Source organism: Roseivirga thermotolerans (genome assembly GCF_014653175.1).
GTDB lineage: Bacteria > Bacteroidota > Bacteroidia > Cytophagales > Cyclobacteriaceae > Roseivirga > Roseivirga thermotolerans.
Genome location: NZ_BNAG01000003.1, coordinates 314195 through 330084 on the forward strand (window position 1 = coordinate 314195; position 15890 = coordinate 330084).

A 15890-nucleotide genomic window follows, 5' to 3' on the forward strand; every position below is an offset into this window, starting at 1 on the left:
CTGTAGCCAGGGCAGGGAGTTTTAGTCTTCCAGTATGTTGCTCACAAAAGTGCTTTTAGAAGCTAAAAAGAGTAAGAAAAACAGAAGGCCCCACTTCACGTAAATGGGGTAAAAGTCGGTGGTGTTCTTATAGCGCGTCTCTTTAATTTCTGCCTTTTCGTATTGGTCAATAAGCTCAAAAACATTAGCCAGAGCTTCATTGTCAGAAACCCGATAGAACTGCCCGGAACCAATTTTGGCAATTTCTCTAAGAGTAGTCTCGTCTAGGGTGTTTTCTACATAGTTGGTTCTTCCAAAGAAGTCTTTACCATAAGGTACTTTGCCTTCTTTACCTATGCCAATGGTGTATATTTTAATGTCATAAGCTGCGGCCAACTCTGCGGCCGTTATAGGATCAATGTTTCCGGCCGTGTTGTCACCGTCCGAAAGAAGTATCATTACTTTGCTGGCTGCTTCCGACTCGCGCATGCGGTTGGTGCCCACTGCTATGGCACTGCCAATGGCTGTGCCTCGGTTTTCTATTTTATTAAAGTCAATCTCCTCATCGATAAACTTATAGAGCAGTTCATAGTCTGTAGTTAGCGGTGAAAGCGAGTAGGCATCGCCCGAAAAGATGACTAAGCCTATTCGATCCTGGCTTCTGCCCGAAATAAAATCACGTGCCGTACGCTTAGCGGCTTCCAGTCGGTTAGGTTTAAAATCTTCAATTTGCATAGACTCCGAAATGTCTATGACCAGGGCAATGTCAATTCCCTCAGACCATTGTTCTACCAGTTCATTGGTGCGTTGCGGTCGGGCCAGGGCAATCAACAGCATCAGCAGTGTCAGCGCCATAAGTGCGTTGGGTATAAATCGCAGATAGCTGGTCCAGTGTTTCTGAATCTCTTTTTTGGGAAGAGCTACGGGAAGTTTTTGTTTTACCCGGGTGCCTATCAGCCACTTAAGCAAGAAAAGCAGTAGCACCACAGGAATGGTGTAAAACACAAAGAAGAACTCCCAGTCGAACGACTTAAAGGCTGATGGAGTGAACCATTCTAGCGAAAACCACTTGTAAACCGACTCGTCAAGCATTCTTAATTTCTTCCGTTATGTGGTTGTACCTGTCAATCGAATAATCTTTAAGAAATTCGAAATCGTTTTGCAAAGCACTTACTGCAATAGGGCTGTAAATGTTTCTGTCTATAGACTTGAGTGTTTCTTCCAGCGAAGAATTCTGCTGAATTTTTACTATTTCTTTTGTCGTTAACTTAGTAAAGGGCACTTGCTCCAGCGATTCCATGTAGGTTTTCCAAAATTTAAGTAACGACTCAATTTTGGTCTTGTCTGTTTCTGAAGAAATGGCCTCAATCTCTCGGTCAAATTCAGCCTGAAATTTCTCAAGCTTCTTTTTAAGGCGGTATAGCCTAATTCGTTTTCTTATCTCCTTGCCCCAAACAATGAGAACTACCAGGCAAATCAGGCCCAGCAAAACTAGTCCTATAGTCCAGTAGGGGTAGTTAAACTGTAAAGACACCGGCTGAAAAGCATTGGTTTCGGCCAGGTTTACACTGTCGGGCATTTGGGTTACCACCTGGTTCAATACTATGGAATCTTTGGCGCTATAAACCGGTATACTGTCTTTGCCGGTAAATACAAACACGGGAAGGGCCAAAAACTGAACCGTATCAATTTCAAAAGTGGCCAGGTAATACACCGCACTATCAATACTGTTTATGGTATCGGATCGGGTGTCGAAGTAGGCTTTGTCTAACAGCTCAAAGGGAGCAAAATTGAAGAGTGAATCGGGGAAAATAACCGGTCGGTTCTTTCTGTCTTTATAGCTGAGCGAATAAGCCACCGACTCCCCGATTTTAACACTGTCTTTGAGAAAATAGCCTATGGGCTTGGTTTCCTGTGCCTGAGCCAAGGACCATGCCAACGAAAAGAAAATCAGAAATACTGCTACCCTTCTAGTCACGTTTCATCGTTTTGTTTCTGATCTTGAATAGCTTTATGAGTTGAGGAACGTAGTTGTCTTTGGTGTTTATTTCCAGATAATTGATCTGATTCTTTCTGCAGAATCTTTCCAGCTCCCCTTTGTTTACGGTATATGTTTTCTCCAGTTTTTTTCGGAAGTCTTTAGAAGAGGTGTTTACCCAAACCGTTTTTTTGCTCTCCTGGTCATACACAGGTACTATACCCAGGTTGGGTAATTGTGTTTCCCGATCGTCTTTGAGATGAAGAACCACCAGATCGTGCCTGTTGGCCAAAAGTCTGAGGCTTTGTTCATAGCCTTCGTCAATAAAATCGGAGATGAGCAAAATAACGCTCTTCTTATGAATGATTTCCAGAGCCTTTTTAATGGCCATGTCTATGTTGGTACGAGACGACCTGGGCTTACTGTTATACAATTCATGAATTATGGCATAGCCGTGTTTAATTCCCTTGCCCGACTTCACAAACTTTTCTTTCTGATCCGAAAAGCTCAGAAGTCCAACTCTGTTTTGTTGTTTTACCGCAGCTAGAGTTAATACACCGGTAATTTCCTTGCCCACATCTACCTTTTGAGCACCCGGGGTTCCAATTTCCTGTGAGGCACTAACATCGAGCAGAAAAAAAACAGTTTGTTCTTTTTCTTCCTTGAAGGTTTTTACAAAGGTGCCATGACCTTTGGCCGAAACGTTCCAATCGATGGTTCGGGTGTCATCACCATACTGGTATTCGCGCACACCATCAAACTCAAGACCAGAACCCTTAAAGATGGAGTGAAAATCGCCCTGCATCCTTGAGTTAATGGCTTTCCTGATTTGTATTTCGTACTTCCTAAGCTTGGAAATGATGTGCTCCATAATGAAGGCCTAAAAATATGATTTATTTGATTCCAGCCGCTTTTTGAATGTCTTAATTTTGGTTAATTGCAAGCCGGCTACCAACATAACTCTTACCTTTGCAAGTCGTTGTAATAACGAGGCGAAAATAAACGGCTTCATACATGGCAAAAAAGCTTTTTTTACTGGCGGTTACATTCTTACTGGTGGCCTGCAAAAAAGAGGAGACCATACCCAGCGGTATCTTAACTAAAGAGCAGATGGTTGATCTAATGATTGACATTCGCATGGCAGAGGGCAAGGTAGGCACAATTTCGCTGAGTGCAGACTCGGCCGAGGTGCTTTATAAAGCCCTTGAGAAAAGAGTGTTGAATGCACATGGGTTAGACTCTGCCAGTTATGTAAAAAGCTATAATTTCTATTTAACAAGGCCCGAACTATTTCTCGAGGTGACAGATATTGTACTCGACAGTTTGAAGGCCCGAAACTCCAAACAATACAGTAGTAACTATTAAATGCTATACCCTTCTAATCTTGAGCTTAAATTAGGTTTCGATAAAATCAGAGAAAGCCTTAAAGAGGCCTGTGAAAGCAACCTGGGGAAAAGTTTTGTCGACAAAATCCGTTTTTCATCCGATAAGAACAGTATTGACAAATGGCTCAGCCAAACCGATGAGTTTGTGCAGATCATTGAATCGAAAGAGCTGTTTCCTAACTCCAACTACATCGATATTTCTCCGCTTTTCGGTAAAATAAGGGTAGATAACTCCTACCTGCTAGAGGAGGAGTTGTTCGATGTTATTTTGAGCCTAAAGACCTTAAACAAGTGTCTGGATTTTTTTCAGCAAAAGAGAGAATCTTACCCACATTTGGTAGAACTCACTTACCCTATTCTGTTCGATGAAGATTTGCTCTGGTCGCTGGCCAGAGTCTTTGACGAACGGGGTAAGCTCAAAGACAATGCCTCCGACAGGCTCTATGAAATACGGAAGGGTATACTTTCAGAAAAGCAGCGGTTGCGCAATGTGCTCGACAGCATTATTACACGAACCAAAAAGGAAGGTTATACTCCGGAAGATGTATCGGTAACTATTCGGAATGGGCGAATGGTAATCCCTGTTTTGGCCGAATACAAAAGGAGAGTAAAAGGGTTTATTCATGGAGAATCGGCCACAGGACAAACGGTTTACCTGGAGCCTACAGAAGTATTTGCCATTAACAACGAAGTGCAAGAACTGGAGTATGCCGAGCAGCGCGAAGTGGTGCGCATACTCATGGAATTGACCAGCTACCTGCGTCCGGAGATTGAAAATCTGCGGCAGTACATGCTGTTTCTTGGTCTCATAGATTTTATCAGAGCCAAGGCTCGCTTTGCGATAAAGATAGATGCTCGTAAACCACAGTGGTCAGAAAAAAGGGAGTTTAACTGGCAGGTGGCTCAGCACCCTTTACTTCTTTTAAAACATAAAGAACTGGGCAAAGCAGTAGTGCCTCTCAATATTTATATGGAACCACAAAAACGCATCTTAATAATTTCAGGGCCCAACGCAGGAGGAAAAAGTGTGTGTCTGAAAACCGTTGGCCTTTTGCAGTATATGCTGCAGTGTGGGTTGTTGGTTTCGGTACACGAAAGCTCTCGCTTTACTCTGTTCAAAGATCTGTTTATTGATATTGGCGATGAACAAAGCATTGAAAACGATCTAAGTACCTATAGTTCGCACCTCATAAGCATGAAACATTTGCTGGGACATGTAAACAAACAGAGTCTTTTTCTGATCGATGAATTTGGAACAGGTACAGAACCCCAGTATGGAGCAGCCATTGCCGAAGCCATTCTTATGGAGTTAAAGGCAAGCAAAGGCATGGGTGTAATTACCACTCATTATGGGAATTTAAAGGAGTATGCCGATAAGAACGAGGGGTTGGTGAATGGTGCCATGAAGTATGACCTCAAGAATTTGCAACCTCTATACGAACTTGAGATTGGTAAGCCGGGCAGCTCTTTTGCTTTAGAAATTGCCGGTAAAATAGGCTTACCCAACCAAACCATTGAAAACGCCAAAAAGCGAATAGGTATTAAGCAGGTGTCTTTTGACCAAATGCTGGGGCAACTTCAAATTCAACAACGCGAACTGGAGCTTTCGGAGAAAAAGGTGAAAACCAGAGAAAAAGAACTGGATGAGCTTACGGCACAATATGCGCAGCTAAAGGAGCATATTGAACGACAGGAAAAGAAAATACTCAATGAGGCTAAGCAGAAAGCCAATGCCATTGTAAAAGAAGCCAATAAGGAGGTTGAGCGGGTTATTCGCGAAATTCAGGAGAAAAAGGCTGAAAAAGCAGCCGTTAAAAAGCAACGCGAAAAGCTGGAAAAACTAAAGCAGGAAACCACTGTTGAACAAGAGTACGAATTGGCCAGAGCCCAAAGCGAAGCCATTGCCATTGGAGACTATGTGAAGCTCAAGGGTCAGGATACCATTGGACAGGTGGTGAATATAAAAGGCAAAGATGCAGAACTGAGCATAGGAGAACTCACTTCGTTCGTAAGACTTAACAGGCTCGAAAAGGTGACCAGAAAAGCCTATAAGCAGCAAGGGCAGTCTGGTGGCTTTTCCGGTTATGACTATGCCTCTAAACAGGCGGAGTTTAATAGTAAAATAGACCTGAGAGGAATGCGTGCCGAAGAGGTTATTCCTTTGCTGTCTTCCTGGCTAGATGAGGCCATTTTATTAGGAATAAGAGACCTGCAAATAGTACATGGTAAGGGAAATGGCGTGTTAAGGCAAGTAACCCGAGACCATTTAAAGAACTATAAAGAAGTCGCTTCGGTAAAAGACGAACATGCCGACAGAGGAGGGGCAGGTGTTACGCTGGTTACACTCAAGTAAGTAAAAACAGCGCGTATGGTGAAAGCTTATGAGGCTACCTCCAGATTATCTTCTTGTTCAGGTTTAGACTTGCTTTTTGCGTTTTCCTTATCTGACAGATAAGCCAGAATTCTTTTTCTGATTTCCGGTATAGAAAGGTTCGAGTCTATGTAGCCATTTCTGATGATAGATATTTGCCCTGTTTCTTCAGAAACAGCCAGTATTAAGGAATCGGTAGCTTCTGACATTCCCAGGGCAGCTCTATGGCGCATACCAAAGTTTGCAGGCAAGTCGCGTTCACTCACAGGAAGAATACATCGTGCAGCCAGAATTTTTCCTTCATAAATAATAATGGCACCATCGTGAAGCGGACTGTGCTTATTGAATATGGAAATGAGTAACCTTTTGGAGAGCACCGCATCAAGCCGGTCGCCACTATCGGCATAAAACTTAAGCTCTGAGTTTCGGGAAAAGACCATGAGCGCACCGGTGTTGGTAGAAGAAAGGCTCTTGGCGGCTTCAATAATGGGGGTAATATTAAACGGTTCTCTAGCTTCTTTTCTCTTCCAGATCATAACCGTTTGTATAAGGCCGTCTTTTCTAAAGGTAGTTTTACCCAGTACGATCAAAAACTTTCTAATTTCTTGCGAAAAGATAATGATGGCTGCTAACACACCCACGCCCATAAATTGACCTAAAATACCGGCCAATAGCTCCATTTCTGCAGCCCTCACCACCAAGTAGGCCAGGTAAAGAACCAAAAAGCCTATGAGCACTCTTACGGCTACACTACCCTTCAATAGTTTGTATACCTGATAAAGCAACACGCTCACCAGTAGGATATCCAATATGTCTATCCACCGTATGTCAAGAAATCCTATTTTAAAAGCGAATATCAAGGGTTTAGTGCTTTATAAAGGTCAATGGTTTGTTTGGCTTCTTTTACATCGTGCACCCTCAGTATAGAAGCTCCCTGCTGCAGAGCGGCCATGTGCAAAGCCGTGGTGCCGTTGAGAGCTTCTTCAGGTGAAATGCTTAGTTTTTTATAAATCATCGATTTGCGCGATATCCCTACCAAAAGAGGTAGGCCAAGTCTTTTAAGATAACCTAAATTTCGCAGTAATTCATAGTTCTGTTCCATGCTTTTGGCAAAGCCAAAGCCGGGGTCTACCACAATATCGGCAACTCCCAGTTGCTGTAGTTGTTCCACAGCTATTCTTAGTTCCTTGCCAATATCGATCAGGAGATTATCATACACATTCTTTGAGTTCATGGTTTGAGGAGTGCCTCGCATGTGCATTAGTATATAGGGCACCTTCAGGTTTGCTACTTCTTGCCACATGTCCTCATCGAGTGAGCCTCCGCTTACATCGTTAACAATGTGAGCCCCTGCACATACAGCCTGCCGAGCTACAACCGAGCGAAAGGTGTCTACCGAAAGAAGTGCTTCGGGAAACTTAGTCGCAATCAGGTTTAGAGCTGTGGTAACACGTTTTATTTCCTCTTGTGGTAATACCTCTGCCGCACCGGGGCGTGTAGAATAACCTCCTATATCCAGAATTAATGCCCCTTCGGTGAGCATTTGTTCAGCCTTTTTGAGAATGGCCGTTTCCTGGCTCACCCGGCTGTCCGAATAAAAAGAATCTGGGGTAACATTAATGATCCCCATTACCTGAGGCTCTTCCAAACTCACCAGATTTCCATTGATGTTCAATGTGGATTTAACCTCAAATAACTTATCTTTCGCGCTCAAGAATTCTGTCGACTTTAAATAATCAGCACCTTGGAGGAACAAACGGTAGGCGAATATAAAGAAGTTATTAAGGCCTGTAAAGACATATTTTTGAAGAAGGCCAAAGACTATGGAACGGCATGGAGAATATTACGGCTTTCTTCTATAACTGATCAGATTTTTATCAAGGCGCAGCGCATTCGCTCGGTTCAAATGAAAGGCCAGCAATTGGTTGAAGATGACCTGGAGGGTGATTTCATTGGCATCATTAACTATTGTGTGATTGCACTCATGCAAATGAACCTGACCGATAAAGATCCGTTGGAAATGGAGGTTGAGGTGCTGGAAAAACTGTATGACAAGTACGTGGAGGAAACTCTGGCCCTCCTAATGAATAAAAACCATGATTATGGTGAGGCTTGGCGCGATATGCGGGTCAGCTCAATGACAGACATAATTCTTATGAAGTTGTTGCGTGTAAAGCAGATAGAAGATAATCAGGGTAAAACCATTATCTCTGAAGGTATCGATGCCAATTATATGGATATGATCAACTATTCTGTATTTTGTCTGATACTAATGGGATTCGTAAAATCATGAAAATACTTAACTCAATTGCCCGCTATTTAGTGGGAGGGCTTTTTATCTTTTCTGGCCTTATTAAAGTAAACGACCCTGTGGGTACTCAAATAAAGCTGGAAGAGTATTTCACAGTTTTTGCAGTAGACATAGCTCCCTTCTTCGATTCGCTAAAGCCCCTGGCTTTATTTTTTAGTATACTGCTTTCTACTCTTGAGGTGGTTCTGGGTATAGCCATTCTCATAAAGTATCGGGAGAAACTAGTTACTTCTTTACTGTTGGGAATGATTGTGTTCTTTACGTTTCTTACCTTCTACAGTGCCTATTTTAATAAAGTGACCGATTGCGGTTGTTTTGGTGATGCTATTAAGCTTACTCCGTGGCAGTCGTTCATTAAAGATATTATTTTGTTGGTGTTTATTGTTGTGCTATTCATCAACCGCAAGGTTAACAACAATTCCAATCCTTCCGGCAAACGTCATTTAGTGATTGGGCTGTCCACGGTGTTCTGTCTTACGGTGGCCTATTTATCTATTAACCACCTTCCGTTTATCGATTTTAGAGCTTACAAAGCAGGCACTGTGATTCCAGAGGCTATGATGCCCCCTGCGGATGACCCCAACCAGGTGCCAAAAATTACGAATTATGCCCTTTGGGGAGACGAGGACGATTTTACCATGGAGTCGCTGTCGGGTAAGAAACTGTTGGTGGTGGTGCACGATGTAGAGCATACGGAGCGCAGAGCCTATTCCATGTTGAATAGTCTGATCAGCTCAATTGAAACCGAAGTTGGCGTTGCGGCCGTTACAGCATCGGCAGGGCCAGAGTTTGAGAGCCTGCGCCACGATGTTCAGTTGGCAGTTCCATATTATTACTCCGATAAAACGTTGTTGAAAACAATGATTCGCTCCAACCCCGGATTAGTGCTGTTAAAAGATGGAGAGGTCATTAAAAAGTGGCACTATAACGATATTCCCTCAGCAACCGAATTGCTCAATATCCTGAATAAGTAATGAAGACTATTCCTGGAAATATCTTTTTGGTAGGCTTGGCAGGCTCGGGTAAAACCACTTTGGGTAGCCAGCTTGCAGAGCGATTAAATAAAACCTTTGTAGACCTTGACCATGCCATTGTTTCAAGAATTGGCATGAGCATTCCCGAGTATTTTGAGCGGCAGGGCGAAGGCAATTTTAGACTGCAGGAAAAGGAGGCTCTTCATGAGATATGCGCCACGCAAGAGAATTTTGTAATGGCCACAGGGGGAGGTGCTCCTTGCTATCACTTCAATATAGACACCATGAATGAACACGGCACCACTGTGTATTTAGATGTGAGCCCCGGTGACTTAGCCCTAAGAATACTGGAAGAGGGGGGCGAAAAACGACCAATCTTTAAGAGTTACGATCAGCAGGATTTAATTCAGGAAATAAGAGCGCTTAAAGAAACCCGCGAAAGCTTTTACAATCAGGCGAAAATAAAAATTCGAGATAATCAGATCACGGTAGAAATGATTATCTCGAACCTTCATTAAAGTGAGTGGTTCACTAAAAATTCAACCCAAAAGTGAGGCTCCCTTTGGTGAGCTTACTTTCTGTTATAGTCGTTGGTCCACTGCCATCAACAAAGGTGTATGAAGTAAATGAGTCTTTGAAATTGGTCTGGGAGATGGCCAGATCTACAAAGTACCTTCCCATATTTACACCAAAGCCTCCACTAACCGTTGTTCGGGAGCGATCAAGGCCATCGAACGATTCTTTAAACGGATCGCCCATAGAGGCATACCCCATTCTGAAACGGAATATGTTATACCTGTACTCACCTCCAAGCCTGATATTAGTGGTGGCCTGATAAATATTGTTGATGGTGCCATTGTCACTCTCCGAGTCAAAGTCAATTGAAGATATATGGGCATTGGAATAGTTTAGACGCTCCACATCGGCCGTTATAAATCCGCTCTTGCCAATGAAGAACGCCACACCCAAATTCAGTTTTGAAGGTGTACGCAATCTATAATCAGAAAAGAAAATATTAGTAGCACTTTGTAATGAGTTCAATACGGTGTCTTCCTGAATAATTCTGTTCCCATTGTCGTCAGTGAAGTTGGCTACATCATAGTTATTGTATTCCGAGCGGTAAATCGCATCGCTTTCTTCACTGAAACTATACCAGGTTGGAGAAGTATATGATGCGCCCAATCGTACCAAGTCTGATGGTCTGAAAATTACTCCCAGGTTCACGTTGAGCCCTGAACCAGTCACATCCAGTCGTTCATCTACCTGAAAGCTGGATAATGCAGGGTCGTTAAAGTTTTCCGTAAAAACCCGGTGCGAAGAATAATCGGAAGAAACAAAGCCGAAACCAGCTCCTAGGTACAGTTGGTCATTAAAATTACCTCCAAAAGAAACGTTAATCTGATCGGTGCTTCCTCTTCTGAGAATGCGTTCGTTCTGGCGCGGAAAGCCTTGAACAAAAGATACATAAACATCTTCGGCATCGGGCAGCGGATTGATCAGGTAATGATCATACCCAACCTGTTCAATACCTCCCAGCTCTTCAGGGAAAAAACCATCTGCCCTGTCGAGCATGGCGTCAATTATTGAGCTGTTGTTGTTTTGACCCGAATAGGAAAGGAGTTGGTTGAAATTATTCGTACGGTTATAAGTTACAGCCAGCGTACCTCCACGCCATGCCCCCGGCTCCAGATCGCCTTTATTAAAGTTTATCGCTAGTCCAAAATTGGCGATCTCCAGCTTGGTGTCTTCATTCAATACATTGTTGCCAAGAAAATCATTGTTAAACTTTTTAAAGTTCAGGCTCGGAGTCAGGACAAACTGTGACCGGTTGAAAAAACCCAGGCCGGCCGGGTTAATGGCCGAAGCCCCCAAGTCGCCCCCAAGTACAGACCCTGCTCCGCCAATGCCTTGAAAACGTGAGGTGCCAAAGGGCAATGTTTGCGAAAACCTTAGTGCATCTTGGTAATAGCCAAAGCTTCCCGGTTCAATTTGAGCTTGACCATTTTGGTTCAGGCAAACCACTGCCAGACCAACTATAAATAGCTGATATATTCTTTTCATATTTTAAGTTTTTGATTTACTGTTAGTTGCCTCGTCCCGAACGGCTTGAACCCGATGACGATCTCGAAGAGCCGCTGCTTGAACCGGATGATCGGCTGCCAGTGCTCGACCCACTACTGCGAACTGACCCTCCGGAAGATCTGGAAGAACTGCTTCCACTACTTCTAACACCAACTCCGCTACTGCTACGGCCAGAAGAACTACCTCTGCTAAATGTACCGGAGCTAGAACGACTTCTCGATGAAGAACGGTCGAAGGAAATTCTGCTTCGTGTATTGGCCGAACTGCCAGACTGTCTTCCGTAGGTTGGTACGCGATAGTTGGCAGAAGACCTGCTAGAACTTATTCTTCTATCGTCATATGTTCTGTTCGATACGGCTGTTCTGGCTGAACGAGAAGCACTGGTTCTGTAAGCCGAACTACTTACTCTGGTGTTGTTATCGAAGCGGTAAGCATCTGTACGCACTCTACGGCTACTTCTTTCCAGAGCAGCGTCTACACTAGAGCGGCTCGATCTGACACCCGTAGTGTTACTAGAGCTACTTGATACACGTCCGCTTGAAACGGAAGATCGTGACCCTCTTGGGTTATCTATAGCCGCAAGGCTCGACCGGGTTCTTGTGCCATTGTTGGCATCGGCCCTTACACTGGATACTGATGTAGAGCGTAATCTTCCACCCCTTGTATAGTCATTTCTTCTTTGGTAGTAGTCGTTATCAACAATTATAACGTTGTTTCTTCTCCAATACCAGTAGTCGTTTCTCCAGCCCCAACGAGGGTATCCGCCCCAAGCCACGGTGTTGTAGAATCCAAAATCCCAAAACGGATCGTAACTCCAGTAAGAAACGAATCTTCTCGACCAGAAGGGTCTGTAGCCCACCGACCAGAAGTAAGGATCATAAAACTCGCCATAGAAAGGATGTCCCCAGGGAAGGCCAGACACATAGTAAGGACTATTGAAAGCTCCCCAACCAAGGCCCGCACCAAAACCATAGTTTATGTTGAAATTGACCGTTGGATTTCTTCTGGTAGTTATGCTCTGATTGCTTGCATAACTATCCATAGCCCGGGTGTTACCCAGATAGTATTGCTCATACCAGGCATTTCTAAATTGAAAGTCGGCTCTGATGATATCGTTGAAAGTAACCGCATCCATGTCTTCCCAGTCAAGTGGAAGGTCATAATTCTTCAGTAGGTTATTATTATAGTCCCAAACAAAATCATCATAGTTTAGCTCAGAGGCTTTGGATACCCGTGGTTCCAATTCTTCAAAATAAACCACCTCTTTGGGTTCACCATTGTTGTATTTCTCAATGAGCGAAGCATCTACTTTATCGTCTGAGCTTTTCTCCAGAGTAATTACATCTTCACCCAGGTCAGCCTGGCTTTCCGGGTTTAATACAACCTTCTTAGGTTGGGTTCTATCGGCCGATGTAAAGTATACATCGTCATATTCACCTTGTTGAACAGGAAGTGAGGCACAGCCGGCAAAAACGGCTAGTGTCAGTAAGGTTGATGTAATCTTAAAATAACTGGAGTTTTTCATGGCTATCCTTTCTGGTTTAAACTTAACGTCTAATTCTCTTATTTGGTCGAGAAAATACCTGAAAATTCTATCTTTGTCCGATATTTTCCAGCCTGTAAAAGAGCAAGTATCATACCAACTATCAAGAAATGAGCAAAGGTTTACCTAAACGCAGCGAAGACTATTCCCTATGGTACAACGAATTGGTGAAGAAGGCCGATCTGGCTGAAAACTCACCGGTTAGAGGATGTATGGTTATTAAGCCCTATGGGTTTAGTATTTGGGAGAAAATGCAAGCGGAAATCGACCGCATGTTTAAAGAAACAGGGCATACTAACGCCTATTTCCCCTTGTTTATTCCCAAGTCCTATTTAAGTAAGGAAGCCGACCATGTGGAGGGATTTGCTAAGGAATGTGCTGTGGTAACCCATTACCGACTTAAGAACGATGAGAACGGAAACGGTGTGGTAGTAGATCCGGAAGCGAAACTAGAAGAAGAGCTAATTGTGAGGCCTACCTCCGAAACAGTCATTTGGAGTACTTATAAAAACTGGATTCAGTCTTACAGGGACCTACCAATTTTGGTCAACCAATGGGCCAATGTGGTTCGTTGGGAGATGCGAACAAGGCTTTTTTTGCGTACCGCTGAGTTTCTTTGGCAGGAAGGACATACGGCACATGCGACCAAACAAGAGGCTATTGATGAGTCTGTACAAATGATGAATGTCTATGCTCAGTTTGCCGAGGAGTTTATGGCGTTGCCAGTAGTAAAAGGAGTGAAGTCTGAAGCTGAGCGATTTGCCGGTGCCATTGAGACCTATTGTATAGAGGCCTTAATGCAAGACGGGAAAGCGTTGCAGGCTGGTACTTCGCACTTCTTAGGTCAGAACTTTGCCAAAGCATTTGATGTAAAGTTTGCCACTAAAGAGGGGGGGCTGGAATACGTATGGGGAACGTCTTGGGGGGTAAGTACACGCCTGATGGGAGCGCTTATTATGGCTCATTCAGACGATCAGGGCTTGGTGTTGCCTCCAAAATTGGCCCCTATTCAGGTGGTGATTGTTCCTATTTACAAAGGCGATGACCAATTGGCTCAAATCAGCGAAAAAGTGGCTGAAATTCAGTCTAAACTAAGAGCAAAGGGCATTAGTGTAAAGTTTGACAGCCGGGATACTCACAAGCCAGGGTTTAAATTTGCAGAGTGGGAGCTTAAAGGGGTGCCTGTTCGGTTGGCTATAGGCCCTCGCGATTTGGAAAACAATACACTGGAAATAGCCAGAAGAGATACCGGGGAGAAACAGTCTTTCGATCTTTCTGAAGACATTGCCCTTAAGGTTGAAAGCCTGCTTGAGGATATACAAAAGAATATTTACCAAAAGGCGATCAATTTCCGGGAAAGCCATACTACAGAGGTGAACTCGTATGATGAGTTTAAAGAAGTACTGGAAGGCAAGGGAGGCTTTGTCTCTGCGCATTGGGACGGAACTGCCGAAACGGAAGAAAAGATTAAGGAAGAAAACAAAGCCACAATCCGATGCATTCCTTTGGATCAAAAGCAGGAGGAGGGAGCTTGTATCTACTCCGGAAAACCCTCTAAGGGAAGAGTACTTTTTGCGAAGGCTTACTAAAGCCCGTTTCATTTTATATGTATATTGGTGTGATTTAGTTAAACACCCATGGGCGACTGGCTTTCGGTACTTTTATTAATACTTGTTGGACTAGTTCTAATTTACTTAGAGCTGTTGTTTGTGCCAGGCACCACTATACTCGGACTTATTGGCTTAGGCCTATGCGTAACGGGGATTTATCTCAGTTATACCAGTCTTGGAAGCAGTACCGGTAATTGGGTGTTGGCAGGTACCCTAATGCTTTCTATTGTCGGTCTTGTTTTTAGTTTTAGATCTAAGTCTTGGCATAGATTTTCGCTCAAAACCGCCAACAACAGTAAAGTGAATGAAGACTATTATTCAGGTCTCCAAATTGAGATGCGTGGAATAGCACTCTCCGATTTAAAACCAATTGGTAAAGGAGAATTTAATCATAAAACCTATGAGGTAAGGTCTAGCGGGGAGCACATAGCTTCCGGATCGAGCATTAAGATTACCAAAGTAGAGGGCAACAAAATTATAGTAGAAACAATAACCACTAGTTAATGGAAAATTATACTGTACTCATAGCCGTAATAGGCGGTATTATATTACTCTTCGTGTTCTTGTACTTTGTGCCAGTAAATCTGTGGATTACTGCACAATTCTCGAATGTAAGGGTTGGTCTGCTAGAGCTCGTATTTATGCGGATCAGGAAGGTTCCGCCTAGAATTGTGGTGGAATCCATGATTACTGCAACAAAAGCCGGGCTCGAAGTTAGTACAGCTGATTTGGAAACCCACTACTTGGCGGGAGGTAATGTCCCTTCTGTCATCAAGGCCTTGATTTCTGCAGATAAGGCCAATATAAGCCTTACTTTTAAACAAGCGACAGCCATTGATTTGGCCGGAAGAGATGTATTCGAAGCGGTACAGATTTCTGTAAACCCTAAAGTAATTACTACACCTAAAGTTGCGGCTGTTGCGGCTGATGGTATTCAGTTGATAGCCATTGCCAGGGTAACCGTAAGAGCCAACATCCAACAATTGGTTGGAGGTGCTGGAGAAGATACTATTTTGGCCAGGGTAGGTGAAGGGATTGTGACATCCATTGGTTCTGCAGGAACCCATAAAGAAGTGTTAGAAAATCCTGATAAGATTTCGAAGCTGGTGCTACAAAGAGGTTTAGATGCCGGAACGGCTTTTGAAATTCTTTCCATCGATATAGCCGATGTGGATGTTGGAGCCAATATTGGAGCGCAACTACAAACCGATCAGGCACAGGCCGATTTAAAAGTTGCCGAAGCCAAGGCCGAAGAAAGAAGGGCTATGGCCGTTGCCAACGAACAAGAGATGAAAGCCAAGTCTCAAGAGGCGCGAGCTAAGGTAATCGAAGCGGAAGCTGAAATTCCAAAGGCCATCGCTGAGGCATTCAGATCAGGAAATCTTGGAGTAATGGACTACTACAAGTTTGAAAACATAAAAGCCGATACCGATATGAGAGAATCCATAGCTAACCCTTCTCAAAAATCGGGAGGTGCCGGAAAGCGAAGAAGCGATGGGGGAAGTTCCAAAAGCTAGTCTAAAAGCCGGTACAAAGAAAACATAAGGAAGTGTCTCAAACGTTAGCTGAGTGCAACCCCTAGCCAGACTGCCGATAAGTAGGGGTATCTGAATTTCAAAATTAGGAGGCCCTGGCTTCAAGGTTTCTGACTGAATGG

Annotated in this window: 15 protein-coding genes; 8 read left to right on the forward strand and 7 right to left on the reverse strand. The window is 43.6% G+C overall.

All coding sequences use genetic code 11. The annotated features are described in order from the left end of the window. Positions 1-21: 21 nt before the first annotated feature. The 3 genes from IE164_RS11450 to IE164_RS11460 are packed head-to-tail and all read right to left on the reverse strand — an operon-like array spanning position 22 to position 2828. Entirely contained in the window at positions 22-1071 is a 1050-nt protein-coding gene (locus IE164_RS11450) for a vWA domain-containing protein (RefSeq protein ID WP_189630373.1), read from the reverse strand. After that, the gene (locus tag IE164_RS11455; protein ID WP_189630374.1) at positions 1064-1957 is read right to left on the reverse strand and encodes a LapA family protein; all 894 of its coding nucleotides are present in this window, start codon (positions 1955-1957) and stop codon (positions 1064-1066) included. Before IE164_RS11455 ends, IE164_RS11450 begins: the two co-directional genes overlap by 8 nt. After that, entirely contained in the window at positions 1950-2828 is an 879-nt protein-coding gene (locus IE164_RS11460) for a DUF58 domain-containing protein (RefSeq protein WP_189630375.1), read from the reverse strand. The genes IE164_RS11455 and IE164_RS11460 overlap by 8 nt, the downstream gene beginning before the upstream one ends. A 143-nt stretch (positions 2829-2971) precedes the next feature. Between IE164_RS11460 and IE164_RS11465 the strand changes: the two genes are divergently transcribed. Both IE164_RS11465 and IE164_RS11470 read left to right on the forward strand, forming a co-directional pair. Beyond that, a complete protein-coding gene (locus tag IE164_RS11465; protein WP_189630376.1) occupies positions 2972-3322 on the forward strand; it encodes a DUF4296 domain-containing protein in 351 nt (116 codons plus the stop codon). Continuing rightward, positions 3323-5695, forward strand: a complete 2373-nt coding sequence (locus IE164_RS11470; protein WP_189630377.1) for an endonuclease MutS2 — start codon at positions 3323-3325, stop codon at positions 5693-5695. It abuts the gene before it with no gap. A gap of 26 nt (positions 5696-5721) precedes the next feature. Here the strand turns inward: IE164_RS11470 and cdaA are convergent, their stop codons facing one another. Together cdaA and folP are read right to left on the reverse strand one after the other, a co-directional pair. Beyond that, a complete protein-coding gene (gene cdaA / locus IE164_RS11475; RefSeq protein ID WP_189630378.1) occupies positions 5722-6573 on the reverse strand; it encodes a diadenylate cyclase CdaA in 852 nt (283 codons plus the stop codon). Next, entirely contained in the window at positions 6570-7427 is an 858-nt protein-coding gene (folP, locus tag IE164_RS11480) for a dihydropteroate synthase (RefSeq protein ID WP_229838645.1), read from the reverse strand. Before folP ends, cdaA begins: the two co-directional genes overlap by 4 nt. A 30-nt stretch (positions 7428-7457) precedes the next feature. Between folP and IE164_RS11485 the strand changes: the two genes are divergently transcribed. The 3 genes from IE164_RS11485 to IE164_RS11495 are packed head-to-tail and all read left to right on the forward strand — an operon-like array spanning position 7458 to position 9516. Beyond that, positions 7458-8006 (forward strand): DUF1599 domain-containing protein, encoded by a 549-nt coding sequence (locus IE164_RS11485; RefSeq protein WP_189630379.1) that lies wholly within the window; start codon positions 7458-7460, stop codon positions 8004-8006. Further along, positions 8003-8998, forward strand: coding sequence for a DoxX family protein (locus IE164_RS11490; RefSeq protein ID WP_189630380.1), 996 nt, complete (start codon positions 8003-8005; stop codon positions 8996-8998). The genes IE164_RS11485 and IE164_RS11490 overlap by 4 nt, the downstream gene beginning before the upstream one ends. Then, a complete protein-coding gene (locus tag IE164_RS11495; RefSeq protein WP_189630381.1) occupies positions 8998-9516 on the forward strand; it encodes a shikimate kinase in 519 nt (172 codons plus the stop codon). Before IE164_RS11490 ends, IE164_RS11495 begins: the two co-directional genes overlap by 1 nt. Before the next feature lie 13 nt (positions 9517-9529). On the opposite strand, the gene IE164_RS11500 is transcribed toward IE164_RS11495, so the two are convergent. Then, positions 9530-11059: an OmpP1/FadL family transporter gene (locus tag IE164_RS11500; RefSeq protein ID WP_189630382.1), complete on the reverse strand. Its 1530-nt coding sequence runs from the start codon at positions 11057-11059 to the stop codon at positions 9530-9532. A 22-nt stretch (positions 11060-11081) separates the two neighbouring features. Then, a complete protein-coding gene (locus IE164_RS11505; RefSeq protein ID WP_189630383.1) occupies positions 11082-12605 on the reverse strand; it encodes a hypothetical protein in 1524 nt (507 codons plus the stop codon). A gap of 128 nt (positions 12606-12733) precedes the next feature. On the opposite strand from IE164_RS11505, the gene proS reads away from it, so the two are divergent. Genes proS through floA form a run of 3 tightly spaced genes read left to right on the forward strand, consistent with a single transcriptional unit; the run spans position 12734 to position 15750 of the window. Further along, complete coding sequence (gene proS / locus IE164_RS11510) at positions 12734-14212, forward strand: proline--tRNA ligase (protein ID WP_189630384.1); 1479 nt, start codon at positions 12734-12736, stop codon at positions 14210-14212. A 48-nt stretch (positions 14213-14260) separates the two neighbouring features. Continuing rightward, entirely contained in the window at positions 14261-14737 is a 477-nt protein-coding gene (locus IE164_RS11515; protein ID WP_189630385.1) for an NfeD family protein, read from the forward strand. Then, entirely contained in the window at positions 14737-15750 is a 1014-nt protein-coding gene (gene floA / locus IE164_RS11520) for a flotillin-like protein FloA (protein ID WP_189630386.1), read from the forward strand. Before IE164_RS11515 ends, floA begins: the two co-directional genes overlap by 1 nt. Positions 15751-15890 lie beyond the last annotated feature (140 nt).